Source organism: Amycolatopsis sp. w19 (assembly GCF_051373225.1).
Classification (GTDB): domain Bacteria; phylum Actinomycetota; class Actinomycetes; order Mycobacteriales; family Pseudonocardiaceae; genus Amycolatopsis; species Amycolatopsis japonica.
In genome coordinates this window covers 189,236-208,698 of record NZ_JBPQFM010000004.1, presented here as the reverse complement: position 1 = coordinate 208,698, position 19,463 = coordinate 189,236, and the positions used below count along the sequence as shown (strand labels likewise).

Genomic DNA, 19,463 nt, shown 5'->3' with positions numbered 1-19,463 from the left:
GCGCGGCGGTGAAACCACCGAGAGATTCAAGAGGAGCGCCCCCGTGGCCAACATCAAGTCGCAGATCAAGCGCATCACCACCAACGAGAAGGCGCGTCAGCGCAACCAGGCGATCCGGTCCTCGGTGAAGACCGCGATCCGCAAGTTCCGCGAGGCCGCCGACGCCGGCGACAAGGCCAAGGCCCTGGAGCTGCAGAAGGACGCGGCCAAGAAGCTGGACAAGGCCGTGACCAAGGGCGTCATCCACGCCAACCAGGCCGCCAACAAGAAGTCCGCGCTCGCGAAGCGCGCGAACTCTCTCTGATCGGCTTTCGAAGGGCCCCGGCGACTCACGTCGCCGGGGCCCTTCGCCGTTCTCAGCGGCTTGTGCCGTGGGCGTCGACGACCTCCAGGACAGCCCGCTCCAAGGCGTACTCCGGATTGGCCGCGACCCCCTTGACCTCGGCGTTGAGCCTGGCGACCACCCTCATCGCGGTGGCCAGACCGTCCTGCCCCCAGCCGCGGGCCTGCCCTTGGGCCTTGCGCACCTTCCACGGCGGCATCCCCAGCTCGCCCGCCATCTGATTCGGGTTGCCGCGACCGGCGCCGGACACCCGTGCGATCGTGCGGACGGCGTCGGCGAGCGCGTCCGCGACCAGCACGTGCGGTACGCCCAGCTGCATCGCCCAGCGCAGCGACTCCAGCGCCGCCGCCTTGTCACCGGCGACGGCCTTCTCGGCGACGGCGAAACCGTTCACGTCCGCGCGACCACGGTGGTAGCGCCGGACGGCCTGCTCGTCGACCGCCCCGCCGGCGTCCGCGACGAGCTGGGTCGCCGCCGACGACAGCTCACGCAGATCCGAGCCGACGGCGTCGATCAACGCGAGCACGGCCGCACCGTCGATCTTCCCGCCGACCCGGCGGACCTCGTTGCGGACAAAGGATTCCCGCTCGGCGGCCTTGGTCAGCTTCGGGCACTCGACGACCTCCGCGCCCGCCTTCTTCAAGGCGGCCGGAAGCCCTTTCGCGGCCTTGCTCCGGCCGCCTCCGCTGTGCACGACGACGAGCACGATGCCGTCGGCGGGCGCCTTGACGTAGGCCATCACCCCGTCGGCGAGTTCCTGCGAGATGTCGTGCGCGGACTCGAGGACGATCACCCTGCCCTCGGCGAACAGCGAGGGGCTGACCATTTCCGCGAGCGCCGGGACTGTGAGGTCCGACACCCGGATCCGGGTGAGATCCGCCGTCGGATCCGCTGCTTTGGCCGCGTCCGAAGCACTGCGGACCGCACGTTCGATCAGCAGCTCTTCCTCACCGAGAACCAGGACCAGCGGCGATGGGGCGGAAGCTTGCGTCGTCACGGTGACGATCCTGCCACTCCTCCTCTCGTGTGCTTTGTCCGGTGATGTGTTCCGGGCACGGTGGCCCCACCTGAGGCTCATGTCGTACGGTGTTGGCGAGGCGACGCGATGACACGCGTGCCGACAATCGAATACCGCTCATCCAGAGGGGCAGAGGGAACGGCCCGATGAAGCCCCGGCAACCGGCGTCAGCCTGTCATCCCGCGATCGCGGGATAGCTGACGAACACGGTGCCAATTCCGGCCCGCCACCGGCGGGGCAGATGAGGAAAGGAACCTCGCGATGACCGCAACCCTCGGCACGACCTCCACCACCAAGACCCCGGATCTCGGACCGGCCGTCGAACTGGTGTCGAAGGAAGAGGGACACCGGCAGCCGCTCGCCCCCGAATTCGTTTCCGCCGAGGACTTCTCGCCGCTCGAGGTCGCCTACGACTTCGGCCGCGTGCGCCGCGAGGACATCGAAGCCGGACCGAAGAACATCTGGCGCTACAAGAAGCTCCTTCCCGTTCCGTCGAACGTCGAAGAGATCCCCAACACCGAACCCGGCGCCACCCGGCTCATCCAGGCCGACAGGCTCGCGAAAGCCTTGGGCGTCAAGAAGGTCTGGGTCAAGGACGACACCGGGAACCCCACCCACTCGTTCAAGGACCGCGTGGTCGCCGTCGCGCTGGCCGCCGCCCGCGAATTCGGGTTCGACGTGCTGGCCTGTCCGTCGACCGGCAACCTGGCCAACGCCGTCGCCGCCGCGGCGGCCCGCGCGGGCTGGCGGTCGGTCGTCCTGATCCCGAAGACCCTCGAACGCGCCAAGATCCTCACCACCGCCGTGTACGACGGTGACCTGATCGCGGTCGACGGCAACTACGACGACGTGAACCGGCTCGCCACCCAGCTCGCCGCCGAGCAGGAGAGCTGGGCGTTCGTCAACGTGAACGTCCGGCCCTACTACTCGGAAGGTTCCAAGACGCTGGCCTTCGAGGTCGCCGAACAGCTCGGCTGGCGGCTTCCCTCCCAGATCGTGGTGCCGATCGCCTCCGGTTCCCAGCTCACCAAGGTGGACAAGGGTTTCCGCGAGTTCGGTCAGCTCGGCCTCGTCGACGAGACGCCGTACAAGGTGTTCGGCGCGCAGGCCACCGGCTGCTCCCCCGTCTCGGCGGCCTTCCGCGCCGGTCACGACGTCGTCCAGCCGGTCAAGCCGGACACGATCGCCCGGTCGCTGGCGATCGGGAACCCGGCCGACGGCCCCTACGTGCTCGACGTGGTCAACCGCACCGGCGGCGCGATCGAAGACGTCACCGACGAAGAGGTCGTCGAGGGTATCCGGCTGCTCGCCCGCACCGAGGGCATCTTCACCGAGACCGCGGGCGGCGTGACCGTCGCGACGGCCAAGAAGCTCATCGAGACCGGCAAGCTCAACCCGGACGAGGAGATCGTCCTGCTGATCACCGGCGACGGCCTCAAGACCCTCGACGCCGTCGAGGACAAGATCGGCCCGAAGGCCACCGTCAGCGCCTCGGCCGACGCGGTCCGCGAGGCTCTCGGTATCTGAGTTCCCGTGGCCCGCCTCAGGAACGAGGCGGGCCACGGGGCTCACCCCGGCGTACCAGGGCGATGCCTCGCGCGTCGGCGACCACCGCGGTGTCGCCGTCCGTGTCCGTCCTGGCGACCGACGCGCCGACGGCCACCAGGCTGTCCAAAGTGGACTTGTTCGGATGACCGTAGGTGTTTCCAGCACCGACGCTCACGAGCGCGGCCCGCGGGGCCACGGCGTTGAGGAAATCCGGTGCCGTGTAACGACTTCCGTGATGCGGGACCTTCAAGATCTCGGCACGCAGATCGGCACCCTCGGCCATCAGGTCGGACTGCGCGGCGAGCTCGATGTCGCCTGTCAGCAGCAACCGGCCCGCCGGGGTCCCGGCACGCAGGACGACCGAACCGTTGTTGATCACCGTGCCGTCCTGTTCACGGACCGAGCGCCGGGTGACATAACGCGGCCCCAGAACGTCGAGTGACAACGCCTGCAATTCCAGCCGTTGTCCGATCTCCAGCTCCAGCAAGGGAATCCCGCGGCGCGCCGTCTCGTCCGCGACCTGCTGCCACGCCCACGCCGGAGCCCGTCCCGGGCCGACGGCGACCGCTCCGACCGACCGGCCCTCGAAGACGGATCCGAGACCTCCGATGTGGTCGGCGTGCAGATGACTCAATACGATCAGCGGCACGCGGTCCACACCGAGCCTGTTCAGGCATTCGTCCACCGGTCCCGGTTCCGGCCCGGTGTCGACCAGGACGGCCCTCCCCTGCTCACCCGTGGCGAGGACGACGGCATCGCCCTGTCCGACGTCACAGGCGACGGCGTTCCACGCCGGCGGTGGCCACGCCGGTGCCAGCACCCGCACCGGTACGAAGACGACCAGCCCGGTGGCCAACGCGATCGCCAGCAGGATCCGGCCGTGCCGCAACCGGATGACGACGAGCAGCACGGCGAGCAGTCCGGCCGCCAAAAGTCCGCCCCACCAGCCATCCGGCCAGTCCACGACGGCTCCCGGGGCCCGGGCGCCGTGGCGGGCCACGGTGATGAGCCAGCTCGCCTCGGGTTCGGTCAACCGGACCAGCAGCCGGCCCGCCGACGGCCACCACGGTCCGACGGCGGTGGCGAGCACGCCGAACACGGTGGCCGGGGCGACCACCGGCGCGGCGAGCACGTTGGTCAGCACCGAGACGAGGCTGACCGATCCCGCCATGCCCGCGATGACCGGCGCCGTCATCACGAACGCTGCCAGCGGGATGGCCAGCCCCTCGGCGTAGCCGGCCGGAACACCGCGTCCGACCAGCCACTCCGCCCATTTCGGCGCCAGCAGTACGAGCCCGGCTGTGGCGAGCACCGAAAGCGCGAACCCGAAGTCGGCGGCCATCGCCGGATCCGCCACCACGAGCCCGGCCACCGCGAACGCCAGCGCGGGCAGCGCCGAACCCCGGCGCCCCAGTGCCAGCGCCAGCAGCCCGACCGCCCCCATCACCCCGGCGCGGAGCACGCTGGGCGCGGGCCCGGCGAGGACCACGAACCCGGCCAGCCCCACGGCGGCCGCGGTGGCGGAAGTCCGCGGCCCGACCCGGAGCACTCTCAGCAGCAGGAGGATCGAGCCGCAGACGATCGCCACGTTCCCACCGCTCACGGCCATCAGGTGGGACATGCCGGAGTCGGTGAACTCGTGTTCCACCCTCGGGGAGAGCGTGCTCGTGTCCCCCACGACCAGTCCGGGCACGAGACCGGCCTCTTCCTCCGGGAGGACGGCGCAAAGCTCCCGGAGCCCGGTGCGCAGCGATTCCGCGGCTCGCTGCCACCAGGGCGCCGGTCCGGCGTTCGACGGTGGACCTCGCACCGAGAGGACCGCGACAGTCAATTCGGCCCCCTTCGCCGGCGCGAGCCGCCCGGAGGCGGTGACCTGCTGCCCGGGCAGCAGGTCCTTCCACCCCTCGGCGGGGGCGAGCAGGAGGATCCGGCCGGCCGAATCCACCGCCCGCTCACCCGTCACCGCGGCGTCCACCGTCGCGGCGATGACCACCAGGCGGGTGCCCGCCCGGCGATCGGCGTATCCGGCACCGCGGACCGGACGTGGCCGCTCGGTGACCACCACCCTCGTGGTGGCGTCGCTCCCCCGTGCGGCGGCGGCACGGAGGTCGTCGTGCTCGGCGGCCCGGATCCGCAGCGCCACCGGGCCGGCGGTGAGCACGCCGAGGACCGCCAGGGCACCCAGGCCCGCCACCCACCGGGACGCCGTCCGGCGGGCACGGACACCGGCGATGATCGCGAGCACCACGGCGGCCGCACCGCAGAGCATCGTGATCCACCAGCCGGCGAGAAGTCCGGAAAGAGTGCCGAGCCAGGCCGTCGCCGCGGCCGGTAACAGCCGCAGGTCTTGACCTCGCCACGACGCGGTGTCCACTTCGGACGGATCGGCGGACGGGTTCATCCGACGGACACCAATTCCCGGAATTTTCGATACTTGCTTTCGCCGATCCCTTCTACGTCACGGAGTTGCTCGACGGTGGTGAACCCGCCGTGCCCGGACCGCCAGTCGATGATGCGTTTCGCCATCACCTCGCCGACCCCGGGCAGCGTGTCGAGTTGCTCGGCCGTGGCCGTGTTCAGGTCGAGCTTCCCCGCCGGTGCCGCCGTTCCGGCCGCGGCCGGAACGGGGACACCGACGGCCACCTGCTCACCGTCGGTGAGCCGCCGGGCCAGATTCACTCCGGTCAGATCCGTTCCGGGCTGTGCCCCACCGGCCGCTGTGAGAGCATCGGCGACCCGTGCGCCCGGAGGGATCGTGACCAGGCCGGGTCTGAGTACCCGGCCGACGACGCTGACCACCAGAGGCGCCTTGCCCGCCGCGGCGGGAACGTCTCCGGCGGCCTTCGCCGACGGCAGGGGCGGCACGGTTTCCGCCCCTGGCCGGTGTCCGAACAAGGCGATCGCTCCGGCCACGATCACGGCCACCGCGATCAGCACGGCCACCACGGCGAACCACCGTCGGTTCACCGGAATCCCGTCCGCCGTGAACCGGGCTGGCACCCAGCGGCGTACGAGCCTGCCCGCGGGCGGGCCCTGGGTGGGCGACGACAGCTGCGCGGCCAGCCACGCCAGCCTGGCGTTGACGGAGGGACCCGGTGACCGGGCGGTTTGGTCGAACACGTGAACGACGCTACGGAGCGGGGACGGCGGGCGGCAGTGGAGAATCCCGAGGCTGTGGACAAGTGGGGTGTTGTGGACAACTCGGCCGCGGCCGAGGCCGGATCACCGTTTTCCGTCGGGACCGTATGGGACGCTGGCGGGTTTCCCTAACCCGCTCGCTGGATCACCACACCGAGCACACCGGGTCCGGTGTGGGCCCCGATGACGGCGCCGATTTCCGAGACCACGCACCCTTCCGGGCAGTCGATCGACTCCTCGAGCCGGTTGGCCAGCTCGACGGCGCGCTCGGGCGAAGCCAGGTGGTGGACGGCGATGTCGGCGAGCCCGCCTTCGGCCGCCTTGACGGCGAGTTCGACCAGCCGCGCCACCGCGCGATTCATCGTCCGCACCTTTTCCAGAGGCTGGATCCGGCCTTCGGACATGTGGAGTACCGGTTTCACCGCAAGCGCCGTGCCGAGCAGGGCGGCCGCGGGGCCGATCCGTCCGCCGCGGCGCAGGTATTCCAGGGTCTCGACGGCGAACAGGGTCTCCGAGCGGCTCACCGCGTCGACCGCGGCCGCCTCCACCTCGGCCGGATCCGCTCCGTCCGCGGCGGCGCCCGCCGCGCGCAACGCGGCGAACCCGAGCCCCATCGCGGTGCTGCGCGAATCGACCACGCGCACCTTGTCCGGTCCGACCTCCTGGGCCGCGAGTACCGCCGCCTCCCAGGTCCCCGACAGCTCCCGGGACAGGTGGACCGACACGACGGCGTCCGCGCCCTCGGCCAGCGCCGCCCGGAACTCCTTGACGAACTCGGCGGGTGTCGGCCGGGAGGTCGTCACCAGGCTGCGTTTGCCGAGCGCCTCGGCCAGGGCCGCGGGCCCCATCTCGACGCCGTCGAGGAAGACGACGCCGTCCACGAGGACATGCAACGGGACCACCCGGATCCCGTTCCGTTCGGCGAAGCCTTCCGGCAGGTGGGCGGTGGAATCCGTGACTACGGCGACCGACACGGCAGCCAGCCTACGTTGCCGAGGGGCGGAGCACCGGGGCCATCAGGCGGGCCATTTCCGCGCCGACGGCGGCATGTCCTTCCCACCCCCAGTGCATCCCGTCCGGATTGCCCCGTCCGCTCAGCACGTGGTCGCCGACGACGGCTCCGAGATCCAGCAGCGGGACGTCCGCGCGACGACCCCACGCGGCGATCGCGGCGGCGGCACCGGCGCGGGCGGTGTGCACGCGGCCGTAGGCGTCGGACCGGTGGACGGACGGCAGGATGCCGAAGATCGGCAGGTCCGGTCGCAGCGCCCGTAAGGCCCCGACGGCGGTGTCGAGGTACTGGACCGTGAGCTTCGACGGCAGGACCGCCGGACGTCCTCGAAATGCGATCGCGAGCCGCGGCTGGGCGGCGAGATACGCCTTGCGCGCCACTCGCCGCAGCGGGTCGGGCCGCAGGTACCGCAGTCCGGTGCGCAGGTAGGTGGGCAGCGGCGAGGGCAGCGTGTCCATGCTCCCGACGGCCAAGACGACGGCGTCGACATGATGGAGGTCCGCCCAGACCCGCGGGTCGCCGATCAGCGACCACCAGGCGTCACGGGCGGTCCAGCCGAACCCGGCGACGAGATCCACGCCACCTCCACCGAGCGCTTCGGCGGCGACATTGGGCCACAGGCGCGCGTCGTCGGCGGCGTGCGGGCCGTCCGGGCCGTGGAAACTGAGGGAATCGCCGAACACGAGCAGGCGCGGGGCCATGGATCAGCCGGTGATTCCCGCGTTGTAGGCGGCCAGGCGCCAGTTGCCGTCACGCCTGGTCAGCTCGACCCAGTGGCAGTTCGCGATCCCGCCCAGCGACGGCCACGACTCGACCGGCAGGCCGAGCAGTTTCGCGGTCAGCGCGATGATCAAGCCGCCGTGCGTGGCCAGCAGTACCGCGTCGCCGGCGTCGGAATTGGCCTGATCCAGGTCCGCGACGACCTCCAGCGCGCGCTCGGCGACGTCGACCCGTGACTCGCCGCCGGGCGGCGCCCAGGTCGCGTCGACGCGCCAGCGGGCACGTTCGCCGGGATACGCCTCGTCGACCTGCTGGCCGGTGAAGCCCTGCCATTCACCCAGATGGGTTTCCCGCAGGCGCTTGTCGATGCGCAACGGGACGCCGATGGCCTCGGTGAGCACCGTGGCCGTGTCGGTCGCGCGGCGCAGATCCGAGGCGATCACCAGATCCGGGGAGAACCGGGCGAGCGCGGGAACGGCGAACCTGGCCTGGTTCCAGCCGACCTGGGTCAGCGCGGAGTCCAGATGCCCCTGCATCCGGCCCGCCGCGTTGTAATCGGTCTCGCCGTGGCGCCAGAGCACCAGCCGCCGCGGGCTCACGAGGCGCCTTGCGCGTCGGCGGGGTCCTCCTCGGCGGGTGTCTCCAGACCGGCGACCTCGATCCGCGGGCAGTCCTTCCAGAGCCGCTCGAGACCGTAGAAGGAGCGTTCCTCCTGGTGCTGGACGTGGATGACGACGTCGACGTAGTCCAGCAGGACCCAACGGCCCTCGCGGGCGCCCTCACGGCGGACGGGCTTGTGCCCGTTGAGCCGCAGCTGCTCCTCGACGTTGTCGACGATGGCGCCGACCTGGCGTTCGTTGGGCGCGGACGCGATGACGAAGGCGTCGGTGATGACAAGCTGGTCGGACACGTCCAGCACGACCACGTCGCTCGCCTTCTTGTCCGCCGCCGCATGGGCGGCCGCTACGGCCAGCTCTCGTGCCTCGGACGTGGCTGTCACAGTTCTCCTCAAACAGATGGCTTTACTCGCGGGTGCGCCCGACGAGGGTACCCGGTGGGGAACCCCGGTCTTTGCGATAGAGGTCCTTTTTGGCGATGTAGCGCACTACGCCGTCAGGGACGAGGTACCAGACAGGCTCCCCGCCTTCGACTCGTTCACGGCACGCGGTGGACGAGATCGCCATCGCGGTCACCTCGACCAGGCTCACCTTCCCGCTCGGCAGATGCTGCGAGTTGAGGCGGTAACCCGGCCTGGTGACGCCGATGAAATGCGCGAGGTCGAACAGCTCGTCGGCGTTGCGCCAGGTGAGGATCTGTTCGAGCGCGTCCGCGCCGGTGATGAAGAACAGCTGGTCGTCCGGGTACTCCGCGCGCAGGTCGCGCAGAGTGTCGACGGTGTAGGTCTGCCCGACGCGGTCGATGTCGACGCGGCTGACCGAGAAGACGGGGTTCGACGCCGTGGCGATCACCGTCATCAGATAGCGGTCCTCGGCGCGGGTGACCACCCGGTCGGACTTCTGCCACGGCTGACCGGTGGGCACGAAGATGACCTCGTCGAGCGCGAACCGCGACTGGACCTCACTGGCCGCGACGAGGTGCCCGTGGTGAATGGGGTCGAACGTGCCGCCCATGACCCCGATCCTGCGTGGTGACATGGGTCGTGAGCCTATACAGCGCGCGAGGCTCCACGCTCGGGTCGCCGGACCCAGCGAACAGGCGTGATCTGGATCACATTACAGTCGGTTCCATGGATGAACGGTCCGTTCACGACTTCCCGGTCGCGACTTCGTCGGTGGCATGGGGTAGAGGTGGGGACGTGGACACATCGACTCTCCGGGATCGCGCCGAGACCCTCCTCCAGTCGCTGGCGGGCGAGGGCGCCCGGCTGCGTGACGACCAGTGGACGGCCATCGAGGCGCTGGTCGCGCACCGCCGTCGCGCGCTCGTCGTGCAGCGCACCGGATGGGGCAAGTCCGCGGTGTACTTCCTGGCCACCGCGTTGCTGCGGGAGCGGGGCAACGGCCCGACCGTGATCATCTCGCCGCTGCTCGCGCTGATGCGCAACCAGATCTCCGCGGCGGCGAGGGCGGGCATCCACGCGGCGACGATGAACTCCGCGAACCCGCAGGAGTGGGATCAGGTCCAGGCCGCGATCGCGGCCGGCGAGGTCGATGTCCTGCTGGTGAGCCCGGAGCGGCTCAACAACCCGGACTTCCGGGACACCGTCCTGCCGAAGCTGACCGCGAGCGCCGGCCTGCTCGTGGTCGACGAGGCGCACTGCATCTCGGACTGGGGTCACGATTTCCGGCCGGACTACCGGCGGTTGCGGACACTGCTGAAGGACCTGCCCGACGGCGTCCCGGTCCTCGCCACCACCGCCACCGCGAACGACCGCGTGGCGACCGACGTCGCCGAACAGCTCGGCATCGGCAACGGGGGCGACACCCTCGTCCTGCGGGGCAGCCTGGACCGCGAAAGCCTGCACCTCTCGGTGGCCAAGCTGCCCACGTCGCAGGCCCGGCTCGCCTGGCTGGCCGAGCATCTGGAGGAGTTGCCGGGCTCCGGCATCATCTACACGCTCACCGTCGCCGCCGCCCACGACGTGGCGGGCCTGCTGACCGAACGCGGCTATCCGGTCGCCGCCTACACCGGGAAGACCGACCCCGCGGACCGGCAGGCGGCCGAAGACGATCTGCTGAACAACAACGTCAAAGCGCTGGTGGCCACCTCGGCGCTGGGCATGGGGTTCGACAAGCCGGATCTGGGCTTCGTCGTCCACCTCGGGGCTCCGTCCTCCCCTATCGCGTACTACCAGCAGGTCGGCCGTGCCGGACGTGGCGTCGATCGCGCCGAAGTGATCCTGTTGCCGGGTCACGAGGACAAGGACATCTGGGCGTACTTCGGCTCGCTCGCCTTCCCGGACGAACTGCGGGTGACCCAGGTGCTCAACGCGCTGGCGTACGCGGACCGTCCACTGTCGACACCCGCGCTCGAACCGTTCGTCGAACTGTCCCGGTCCCGCCTGGAGATGGTCCTCAAGGTGCTGGACGTCGACGGCGCCGTCCGCCGGGTGAAGGGCGGCTGGGAAGGCACCGGTGAGGAGTGGCGGTACGACAAGGAACGCTATGCGCGGGTGAGCGCGGCGCGGACCAACGAGCAGAACGCCATGCTGGCCTACCTCGAAACCGACGGCTGCCGGATGGAGTACCTGCGGAAGCAGCTGGATGACCCCGAGGCGACGCCCTGCGGACGGTGCGACAACTGCACCGGTAAGCATTGGGACACCACGATTTCCGACGACGTCGTCGACGCCACCCGGCAGCGGTTGCGTCGCCCGGGAGTCGAAGTCGCGCCACGGAAGATGTGGCCGACCGGGATGGCAGGGCTGGAGGTCCCGCTCTCCGGACGGCTGCCGGCGGGCGAGCAGGCCGAAACGGGCCAGGTCGTCGGGCGGGTGACCGACGTCGGCTGGGGCACGCGGCTGCGCGAGCTCGTCGGACCGTCCGCAGTGGACACCGAACTCCCCGATCCGGTCTTCCAAGCCTGCATCGAGGTGCTCAAGGGCTGGCAGTGGTCCGAGCGTCCGGTCGCGGTGGTGGAGGTGCCGTCCGCCACCCGGCCCCAGCTGGTCCACAGTCTGGCGACGAAACTGGCGTCCATCGGGCGGCTGAACTACCTGGGCGCCATGACTTCGACGGGACCGCCCCCGCGTCAGGCGAACAGCGCGCAGCGGCTGGCCGACCTGTGGAATCGCCTCGGCCTTTCCGACGGGCTCGCCGCCGAGGTCGCCTCGGCGGAGGGCCCGATCCTGCTGGTCGACGACCTGATCGACACCGGATGGACGATGACCCTGTCCGCACGCTTGCTCCGCCAGGCCGGGGCTCGCGCCGTTCTGCCGTTCGCTCTCGCGAGCACTTCGTAACCGAGGATCCCGATCCCGACATTCGACAGGTTCTTTCCCGCGCGGGAACTTTCTGGCAAGGTTCCGTCCACGCGCGAGTACGGAGGTGCCGATGGCGGACGCAACGACGGAGCGGCTGAGGCATCGGCTCCCGGTGAAGAAGTTGTTCGCCGCCAGCGTCGGGAACGCGCTGGAATGGTTCGACTGGACCATCTACGCGACCTTCAGCATCTACTTCGCCAGCGAGTTCTTCCCGAAGAGCAATGAAGCGCTGGCGTTGATCAACACCTTCGCGACGTACGCGCTGGCGTTCTTCTTCCGGCCGCTCGGCGGGATGTTGCTCGGCCGCTTCGCCGACGTCAAGGGCCGGAAGCCCGCGATGATCCTGACCATCGTGCTGATGGCGGGCGGTTCGGTGGCCATCGGTCTCCTGCCGACGTTCGACCAGGTCGGCTGGCTGGCCCCGATCCTGTTGCTGCTCGCGAGGGTGGCGCAAGGACTGTCGCTCGGCGGCGAGGTCTCCAACGCGTCGGCGTACCTCGGTGAGATCGCGCCACCCGCCCGCCGCGGGCGGTACTCCGCCTTCTTCTACATCTCGACCGGCTCCGCCGTCCTGATCGCCTCGATCCTCGGCTTCGTTCTCGCCAGGACGATGTCGAAGGCGGATCTGACGGCGTACGGCTGGCGGATCCCGTTCCTGCTCGGCGGCGTTCTCGGCATCATCGGCCTGTGGCTGCGCCGCAGTCTCGCCGAGACCGAGATCTTCGAAGAGAAGAAGTCGACGGCGCGCCGGGTCGAGCGGCCGCTGCGCACCACCCTCCGCGAGCACCCGCGGGCCGTCGTGCAGCTCGTGGGTTTCTCGATGCTGTCGACCCTTTGCTACTACACGTTCTTCAGCGCACTGACCTCGTTCGCGGTCAAGACCCGCAAGGCCGACGACGTCGACGTGTTCCTCGCGTTGTCGATCGCGACGGCGCTGTTCGTCGCGCTCCAGTACCCGATGGGCGCCCTGTCGGATCGCTTCGGCCGCAAGCCACAGCTGCTCGTCTGGGCGGCGGCGATCGCGATCCTCATCGTCCCGCTGTCCACTTTGGTCCGGCCGGGCCTGCCGGGTCTGCTGGTCGTGTTCTGCGTCGGGCTCTGCCTGTACACGGCGATGACGTCGATCGCGCCCGCGATCATGAGCGAGCTGTTCCCCACCGAACTGCGCGGCCTGGGCATCGGCGCCTGGTACAACCTGACCGTCGCGTTGTTCGGCGGGACCGCTCCCCTGGTGCTCACGGCGCTGTCCGACGCCGGGCTGTCGACGCTGTTCTTCTGGTACGTGGCCGCCGGAGCGGTGATCGCGTTCTTCGTCATCCGGACCCTGCCGGAGACCAAGGGCAGCGACCTGCGCTGAAACTCCGTCGCCGACGACACGGGTAGTGGCTACCCTCGCGCTCCTACGACGAGCGCGAAGGAGGGACACCGTGTTGTTCGGCGATGTAAGCGAGGAATTGGCTCGACGCGTGGTGAAGGCCCTTCGCCACGTCACCGACTTCGAACCGCCGTCCGCCCTGGTGCGGGTCTCCGCGCAGAGCGGCGTCGACTATCAATGCGATCTCGCGATGAGCTTGGGCAAACGCCTCGGCAAGCCGCCAAGGGAGATCGCCGCCGACATCGCGGCGCGGCTCGACGTCGCCGATCTCGCCGAACCACCGGAGGTCGCGGGGCCGGGCTTCCTCAACTTCACCCTGCGCTCGTCGTGGCTGGCCGAGCGGACGACCGCGCTCAACGGCGACCCACGGCTGGGTGTCCCGGTGACGCCGCGGCCCCGGCGGATCGCCGTCGACTACAGCAGCCCGAACGTGGCGAAGGAAATGCACGTCGGGCATCTCCGGTCGACCGTCATCGGCGACGCGATCGTCCGGCTGTCACGCTTCGCCGGACATGAGGTCGTCCCGCACAACCATCTCGGCGACTGGGGCACTCCGTTCGGCATGCTGATCGAGCATCTGCTCGACGAACGCCCGTCCGGCCCGTACGCGATCGGAGACCTCAACGGCTTCTATCGGGCCGCCCGGGCGAAGTTCGACACCGACGACGGCTTCGCGACCCGCTCGCGCGAGCGGGTGGTGCTCCTGCAAAGCGGCGACGAAGAGACGCTGTCGCTGTGGCAACGTCTGGTCGACGAGTCGACACGGCATTTCACCCAGGTCTACGACCTTCTCGGGATCGGCCTGGCGCGCGAGGACGTCTACGGCGAGAGCTTCTACAACCCGTTGCTCGCCGCGGTCGTGGACGACCTGGACACCGCCGGGCTGACCGAGATCAGCGACGGCGCGGTCTGCGTCTTTCCCGACGGTTTCCGCAACCGGGAAGGCGATCCGCTGCCCCTCATCGTGCGGAAGCGGGACGGCGGCTACGGCTACGCGGCCACCGATCTCGCGACCCTGCGGTACTGGACGGAACAACGCGAGGTCACCGATCTGCTCTACGTCGTCGGCGCGCCGCAAGCGCAGCACTTCGCGATGGTGTTCGCCGTGTGCCGGGCCGCCGGCTGGCTCCGTGAGAAACATCGGGCCGAGCACATCGGGTTCGGCTCGGTGCTCGGCGAGGACGGCCGTGCCATGAAGACCCGGGCGGGTGAATCGGTCCGGCTTTCCGATCTGCTCACCGAGGCGATCTCCCACGCCGCCGAAGTCATCGACGACCGGGCCGACCTCTCCCCCGAAATCAGGGAAGAGGTCGCCGAGACGATCGGGATCGGCGCGATCAAGTACGCCGACCTTTCCGGTGATCGCGAACGTGACTACGTCTTCTCCTGGGACCGGATGCTCGCCAAGAGCGGGAACACCTCGGTCTATCTGCAGTACGCCAACGCGCGGATCCGTTCCGTGCTGGCGAAAGCGGATCAAGACCTCGCCGGAGCGCGGGTCCTGCTCGGCCACCCCGCGGAGCGTGCTTTGGCACTCGCGCTGACCCGCTTCCCCGAGGCGGTCGGCGCGGCGACCGCCGGACATCTCCCCCACAAACTGTGCACCTATCTGTACGAAACCGCGGTCGTCTTCTCGCGGTTCTACGAACAGTGCACGGTGCTGGACGCCGAAGGTCCCGGCGTCCGCGACTCACGACTGCTGCTGGCCGAACTCACCTCGAAGACGCTGACGCTGGGCCTGTCCCTGCTGGGCATCTCCACTCCCGCCCGGCTATGAGTCGCCGTGGTCGCTGAAGACCTTGCGCTTCAGCGGAGGGATCGCCTGGAAGAAGCGGAACATCCCTCGTGCCATCGTGCGGCCCGCCCGGTTCTCCGACACGAACTGGCGGGCACTGCGCTCCGAGTCGCGCACCGCCGCGAAACCGTAGTCACGCATCCTCTGCTCGTAGTCGGCGACCGCGGAGCGCACCGCGCCGGTCTTGCGGGCTTCGACGAGATTGCGGCACAACAGTTGCGCGTCCCGGAGCGCGGTGTTCGCGCCGATCCCGCGGAACGGGGTCATGCTGTGGATCGCGTCGCCCAGCAACGTGACGTTGCTCGTCGGCCATGGCTCGACGGGCTTCGAGGTGAAGATCGGCAGCCGGGACACCGCCTCCTCGGGCGAACCGGCGACCAGTTCCTTGAACGCGGAATCCCAGCCTTCGATCAAGTCCAGCACCAGGGCGCGCAACGCGGCACCGTCCAATGAGGACAGGTTGTCCGGGTAGCGCCGGTCGTCCGCCGCGTACGCCCACATGACGTAACTCGAGGTGTTGTCGAACAGAACGGGGTCGTAGTCCGCCGTTTCGTCGTTGACCGACGAGGCGCCGGCCAGCTCGTGCGGCGCGGTGAACAAGCCCGCCCCGGCACGCGGCATCACCATGCTCGGACCGTCGGTGAGCCGGGCGGGCAAACGCTTGCGGGTCTCTTCGGTCAGCGGGTGTTTGCCCGCGATCGCGATGATTCCCGTGTCCACTCGCTCGGCGTCGGGAAGAAACTGTTCGCGCACGCGGGAATTGGCCCCGTCGGCGCCGATGACCAAGTCTGCTTCGACGGTGCTGCCGTCGGCGAACTCGCAGACGACCACCTCGCCTTCGCGGCGATAGCCGACGAACTCCTTGCCGTGGTGCAGAACTCCTTCGAGCCCGTCGGACAGCACCTGGTGCAGGCTGATCCGGCTGACCGAATGATGGTCCGACGCGGGATCGGGGCTCGACGTGAGCTCGGCGTCGATCACCATCAGGTCCCGCAGCCGCTCGGTCACGAAGGAGAACGGGCCGCTCGTGGTGCCGGTGGTGTCCAGGAACCGCTGCCAGAGCTCGGGCGGCAGGCATTCGTGCAGGGCTGCGGCGCCGTGCGGGTTGATGTGCACGCGATAGCCCTGCAGACGTTCGGTCCGAGTGCGGCTGCGTTCGTGAACGGACACGTCGATTCCCGCCTTGCGCAGCCCTTGCGCCAAGCAGAGACCGCCCGTTCCGCCGCCGATGATCGCGATCCTCGTGGTCATGGGTTCTCCTCTCTCCGCCGACAACTATCAACCATACAGATGATAGTGTCAACCACTCGTTTGAAAGAGTCAGCGGCTAAGCTGAACCGCATGTCCGAAGCCGCCTCGCGCAGCCCTCGCCGCGCCCCCGTCGAACGCCAGCGCGATCCCGAGCGCACGAAGGCCCTGCTCCTGGAGGCGGCGAAGGGCGAGTTCGGCGCGAAGGGCTACGCCGCGGCACGCGTCAGCGAGATCGCCGCGAAAGCGGGCGTGAACAAGCAGCTGATCTCGTACTACTTCGGCGGCAAGGAAGGGCTGTACAACGCGCTGACCGCGACGATGTACGGCGACTACGCCGCGGTCGCCGACCACGAGAAACCGTTCGCGGAGGTCGTCCGGTTCTTCGCCAGGTCTGGAGTCCGGGATCACGACCTCGCCAAGCTGTTCCTCTGGGAGAACCTGACCGACGGCGCCCCCGACGCGATCGGCGTCGAGGGGCAGCGCGAATTCCTCCAGCGGCAAGTGGAGTACGTGCGAGCCCGGCAGGCCGCGGGCGATTTCCCCGCCGACCTCGATCCGGCTTTCCTGCTGGTGATCTTCATGGCCGCGTCCAGTGCCGCGCTGGCGCTGCCTCGGATCGTCCGGGCCGTCTCCGGCCAGGACCCCCAGTCGGCCGAGTTCGCCGAGGCCTACGGCGAACAACTGGCGCGCCTGGTCGGCCACCTCGCCGATTCGCCCTGACGCCGGGCCTGATCCCCTAGCGCCGCAGGGGAACGAGATCGTCCGCGTGGACGACCTCGCGACGCTGCTCCGCGGGCAGGTCGTGACTGGAGCGGCCGATGAGGTCGGGCAGTTCGCCCGCGTCGAAGGCCACGACGCCACGCGCCACGGTCCGCTGCCGGAGATCGACCAGATCGACGACGTCGCCCGCCTGGAAGTCGCCGTCGACACCGGTGATCCCGGCGGCCAACAGGGAGCGACGGCGGCGGACGACGGCCGCGACCGCGCCGTCGTCGAGATGCAGTTTCCCGGACGCGCCCGCGGCGTAACCCAGCCAGAACCGGCGCGCAGACAGCCGGGAGTCCGCGGCGGCGAACGCCGTGCCGACCTCGGCGGCGGTCAGGGCGCGGGCGGCCTCGGAAGCGGCGGCGAGCAGGACCGGGATCCCGGCGCCGGCGGCGGTGCGGGCGGCGGCGAGCTTCGACACCATGCCGCCGGTGCCGAGCCCGGAGCTCGACATGCCGACGGTGATCCCGTCCACATCGGACTCCCCGGCGACTTCGGCGATCTTGCGGGTCGCGCCGTCACGGGGGTCCCCGTCGTACAGACCGTCCACATCGGACAAAAGGACGAGCGCGTCGGCGCCGATCAGGTGCGCCACCAGCGCGGCCAGCCGGTCGTTGTCGCCAAAGCGGATCTCTTCGGTGGCCACGGTGTCGTTCTCGTTGACCACGGGAACGGCACCGAGTGCCAGCAGCCGGGTGAACGTGTTCTGCGCGTTGCGGTAGTGCGCACGGCGCACGACGTCGTCCGACGTCAGCAGAACCTGGCCCACCGTCAACGAAAACCGGCCGAACGACTCGGCGTAGGCGTGGGCCAGCGCGAGCTGCCCGACGCTGGCCGCGGCCTGCTGGGTGGCGAGGTCACGCGGTCGTTTGCCGAGCGAGAGCGGCGCGAGTCCCGCGCCGATCGCACCCGAGGACACCAGCACGATCTGCGTGCCGCGGGAGACCCGGTCGGCGATCGCGTCCACCAAGGCGTCCAGCCTGGCCACGTCGAGACCGTCGCCGGCGGTGGTCAGTGCGGAGGAACCGACCTTGACGACCACACGCTTCGCGTCGGCGATCGCCACCCGGGTTGAGCTCACTCGTCGTCCATCTCGTCTTCGTCTTCGACGCCGTCCGGACCGTCACGACGGATCCGGCGGGCTTCCTTGCGCTCGGCGGCACCGATCCGGCTGGTGTTCTCCAGCCGCACGTCCGTGCCCCGGCCCGACAGGTGCACCGCGACCCCGGCCGGGGTCGAAGGCTCCCACTCGAACTGGACGTCGCCGATGGTGACGGGGCTGCCGGGTACGGCGCCCTTGCGTGCCAGTACTTCCTCGACACCCAGCCGGTTGAGCCGGTCCGCGAGGTAACCCACGGCTTCGTCGTTGCCGAAGTTGGTCTGCCGGATCCACCGCTCCGGACGGGAGCCGCGGATGATGAACGCGCCTTCCTCCTCCGGGTCGAGTTCGACGGTGAAGCCCGCGTCGTCGACGGCCATCGGCCGGAGCACGACCTTCGCCGGCTCGGGGGCGGGCTGTTCGGCGCGGTACTTCTCGACGACGGCGGCGAGCGCGTAGGTCAGTTCCTTCAGCCCCTGCCGCGACGCGGTCGAGATCTCGAACACGCTGAGGCCGCGGGCTTCCAGTTCCGGGCGCACGAACTCGGCGAGCTCGGCGGCGTCCGGGATGTCGATCTTGTTCAGCACCACCACCCGCGGCCGGTCGGCGAGGTCACCGCCGAGGCTCGGGGTGTAGCGGGCCAGCTCTTCTTCGAGGGCGTCGATGTCGGACAGCGGGTCGCGACCGGGCTCGAAGGTGGCGCAGTCGACGACGTGCACCAGCACGGCGCAGCGTTCGATGTGACGCAGGAAGTCGAGGCCGAGGCCCTTGCCCTCGCTCGCACCCGGGATCAGCCCCGGCACGTCGGCCATGGTGAACACGGTCGATCCGGCGGTGATCACGCCCAGGTTCGGCACCAGGGTGGTGAACGGGTAGTCGGCGATCTTCGGCTTGGCCGCGGACAGCACCGAGATCAGCGACGACTTGCCCGCGGACGGGAAACCCAGCAGCCCGACGTCGGCGACCGAACGCAGTTCCAGGACGAGGTCGCGGGTCTCCCCCGGCTCGCCCAGCAGCGCGAACCCGGGCGCCCGGCGGGCCTTGGAGGCCAGCGCCGCGTTGCCGAGGCCGCCACGGCCACCCTGGGCGGCGACGAAGGTGGTTCCCGGCCCGACGAGGTCGGCCAGGATCTCGCCGTCCTCGGTCATCACGACGGTGCCGGACGGGACGCGCATCTCCAGCGTCTCCCCCGCCGCACCGGCGCGGTTGCCGCCCTGGCCCAGTTTGCCGTTGCCGGCGCGGGCGTGCGGGCGGAAGTGGAAGTCGAGCAGCGTGTGGACGTTCGGATCGACGATCAGCAGCACGTCGCCGCCGTTGCCGCCGTTGCCGCCGTCCGGGCCGCCGAGGGGCTTGAACTTCTCGCGGTGCACCGAGGCGCAGCCGTTCCCACCGTCACCGGCGGCCAGATGGATCACCGCTCGGTCCACGAACCGGGACGCCATGACTTGCCTCTATT

The 19,463-nt window shown here is 69.9% G+C and carries 17 protein-coding genes and 1 riboswitch; of the genes, 6 read left to right on the top strand and 11 right to left on the bottom strand.

Going from position 1 to position 19,463, the window contains the following annotated elements; genetic code table 11:
- The first annotated feature begins 43 nt into the window (after positions 1–43).
- Positions 44–304, top strand: a complete 261-nt coding sequence (gene rpsT / locus ACSMFO_RS11640; protein ID WP_005158599.1) for a 30S ribosomal protein S20 — start codon at positions 44–46, stop codon at positions 302–304.
- Between the two features lie 52 nt (positions 305–356).
- On the opposite strand, the gene holA is transcribed toward rpsT, so the two are convergent.
- Complete coding sequence (gene holA / locus ACSMFO_RS11635) at positions 357–1,340, bottom strand: DNA polymerase III subunit delta (protein ID WP_016332404.1); 984 nt, start codon at positions 1,338–1,340, stop codon at positions 357–359.
- Positions 1,341–1,475: 135 nt separating this feature from the next.
- Positions 1,476–1,609: riboswitch (SAM riboswitch) on the top strand.
- Between the two features lie 13 nt (positions 1,610–1,622).
- Between holA and thrC the strand changes: the two genes are divergently transcribed.
- Positions 1,623–2,888 (top strand): threonine synthase, encoded by a 1,266-nt coding sequence (gene thrC / locus ACSMFO_RS11630; protein WP_005158594.1) that lies wholly within the window; start codon positions 1,623–1,625, stop codon positions 2,886–2,888.
- A gap of 16 nt (positions 2,889–2,904) precedes the next feature.
- Here the strand turns inward: thrC and ACSMFO_RS11625 are convergent, their stop codons facing one another.
- From ACSMFO_RS11625 to nadD, 7 genes are all read right to left on the bottom strand, one after another.
- Positions 2,905–5,310 (bottom strand): ComEC/Rec2 family competence protein, encoded by a 2,406-nt coding sequence (locus ACSMFO_RS11625; RefSeq protein WP_436458545.1) that lies wholly within the window; start codon positions 5,308–5,310, stop codon positions 2,905–2,907.
- Positions 5,307–6,029 carry a ComEA family DNA-binding protein gene (locus tag ACSMFO_RS11620; protein ID WP_350584819.1) on the bottom strand — a complete coding sequence of 241 codons (723 nt, stop codon included), beginning with the start codon at positions 6,027–6,029 and terminating at the stop codon, positions 5,307–5,309. Before ACSMFO_RS11620 ends, ACSMFO_RS11625 begins: the two co-directional genes overlap by 4 nt.
- A 146-nt stretch (positions 6,030–6,175) precedes the next feature.
- Positions 6,176–7,021 carry a DegV family protein gene (locus ACSMFO_RS11615; RefSeq protein ID WP_037342736.1) on the bottom strand — a complete coding sequence of 282 codons (846 nt, stop codon included), beginning with the start codon at positions 7,019–7,021 and terminating at the stop codon, positions 6,176–6,178.
- A 10-nt stretch (positions 7,022–7,031) separates the two neighbouring features.
- On the bottom strand, positions 7,032–7,760 hold the full coding sequence (octT, locus tag ACSMFO_RS11610; RefSeq protein WP_038517192.1) for a diglucosylglycerate octanoyltransferase: 729 nt from the start codon (positions 7,758–7,760) through the stop codon (positions 7,032–7,034).
- Between the two features lie 3 nt (positions 7,761–7,763).
- A complete protein-coding gene (locus ACSMFO_RS11605) occupies positions 7,764–8,378 on the bottom strand; it encodes a histidine phosphatase family protein (RefSeq protein ID WP_037342734.1) in 615 nt (204 codons plus the stop codon).
- Positions 8,375–8,779: a ribosome silencing factor gene (rsfS, locus tag ACSMFO_RS11600; protein WP_436458542.1), complete on the bottom strand. Its 405-nt coding sequence runs from the start codon at positions 8,777–8,779 to the stop codon at positions 8,375–8,377. The genes ACSMFO_RS11605 and rsfS overlap by 4 nt, the downstream gene beginning before the upstream one ends.
- A gap of 22 nt (positions 8,780–8,801) precedes the next feature.
- Positions 8,802–9,434 (bottom strand): nicotinate-nucleotide adenylyltransferase, encoded by a 633-nt coding sequence (nadD, locus tag ACSMFO_RS11595; protein ID WP_073846459.1) that lies wholly within the window; start codon positions 9,432–9,434, stop codon positions 8,802–8,804.
- A 161-nt stretch (positions 9,435–9,595) separates the two neighbouring features.
- Between nadD and ACSMFO_RS11590 the strand changes: the two genes are divergently transcribed.
- The 3 genes from ACSMFO_RS11590 (at position 9,596) to argS (ending at position 14,874) form a co-directional block, all read left to right on the top strand.
- Positions 9,596–11,701: a RecQ family ATP-dependent DNA helicase gene (locus ACSMFO_RS11590; protein WP_436458539.1), complete on the top strand. Its 2,106-nt coding sequence runs from the start codon at positions 9,596–9,598 to the stop codon at positions 11,699–11,701.
- Between the two features lie 91 nt (positions 11,702–11,792).
- Positions 11,793–13,079, top strand: a complete 1,287-nt coding sequence (locus tag ACSMFO_RS11585; RefSeq protein ID WP_436458537.1) for an MFS transporter — start codon at positions 11,793–11,795, stop codon at positions 13,077–13,079.
- Between the two features lie 70 nt (positions 13,080–13,149).
- Entirely contained in the window at positions 13,150–14,874 is a 1,725-nt protein-coding gene (gene argS / locus ACSMFO_RS11580) for an arginine--tRNA ligase (RefSeq protein ID WP_436458535.1), read from the top strand.
- Here the strand turns inward: argS and ACSMFO_RS11575 are convergent.
- Entirely contained in the window at positions 14,869–16,143 is a 1,275-nt protein-coding gene (locus ACSMFO_RS11575) for an FAD-dependent oxidoreductase (RefSeq protein WP_436458533.1), read from the bottom strand. The two genes, argS and ACSMFO_RS11575, sit on opposite strands and share 6 nt — an antisense overlap.
- A gap of 90 nt (positions 16,144–16,233) precedes the next feature.
- Between ACSMFO_RS11575 and ACSMFO_RS11570 the strand changes: the two genes are divergently transcribed.
- The gene (locus tag ACSMFO_RS11570) at positions 16,234–16,863 is read left to right on the top strand and encodes a TetR/AcrR family transcriptional regulator (protein ID WP_436458532.1); all 630 of its coding nucleotides are present in this window, start codon (positions 16,234–16,236) and stop codon (positions 16,861–16,863) included.
- A 16-nt stretch (positions 16,864–16,879) separates the two neighbouring features.
- Here ACSMFO_RS11570 and proB read toward each other — a convergent pair whose 3' ends face one another.
- Positions 16,880–17,989, bottom strand: coding sequence for a glutamate 5-kinase (gene proB, locus ACSMFO_RS11565; RefSeq protein ID WP_436458530.1), 1,110 nt, complete (start codon positions 17,987–17,989; stop codon positions 16,880–16,882).
- Positions 17,986–19,449 (bottom strand): GTPase ObgE, encoded by a 1,464-nt coding sequence (gene obgE, locus ACSMFO_RS11560; RefSeq protein ID WP_038517209.1) that lies wholly within the window; start codon positions 19,447–19,449, stop codon positions 17,986–17,988. The genes proB and obgE overlap by 4 nt, the downstream gene beginning before the upstream one ends.
- Positions 19,450–19,463 lie beyond the last annotated feature (14 nt).

Bases quoted from the DNA above. Each gene is read 5' to 3' on its own strand.
- thrC (WP_005158594.1), top strand. From the start codon at position 1,623: ATGACCGCAACCCTCGGCACGACCTCCACCACCAAGACCCCGGATCTC.
- ACSMFO_RS11625 (WP_436458545.1), bottom strand. From the start codon at position 5,310: ATGAACCCGTCCGCCGATCCGTCCGAAGTGGACACCGCGTCGTGGCGA.
- octT (WP_038517192.1), bottom strand. From the start codon at position 7,760: ATGGCCCCGCGCCTGCTCGTGTTCGGCGATTCCCTCAGTTTCCACGGC.
- nadD (WP_073846459.1), bottom strand. From the start codon at position 9,434: ATGTCACCACGCAGGATCGGGGTCATGGGCGGCACGTTCGACCCCATT.
- ACSMFO_RS11585 (WP_436458537.1), top strand. From the start codon at position 11,793: ATGGCGGACGCAACGACGGAGCGGCTGAGGCATCGGCTCCCGGTGAAG.
- ACSMFO_RS11575 (WP_436458533.1), bottom strand. From the start codon at position 16,143: ATGACCACGAGGATCGCGATCATCGGCGGCGGAACGGGCGGTCTCTGC.
- ACSMFO_RS11570 (WP_436458532.1), top strand. From the start codon at position 16,234: ATGTCCGAAGCCGCCTCGCGCAGCCCTCGCCGCGCCCCCGTCGAACGC.
- obgE (WP_038517209.1), bottom strand. From the start codon at position 19,449: ATGGCGTCCCGGTTCGTGGACCGAGCGGTGATCCATCTGGCCGCCGGT.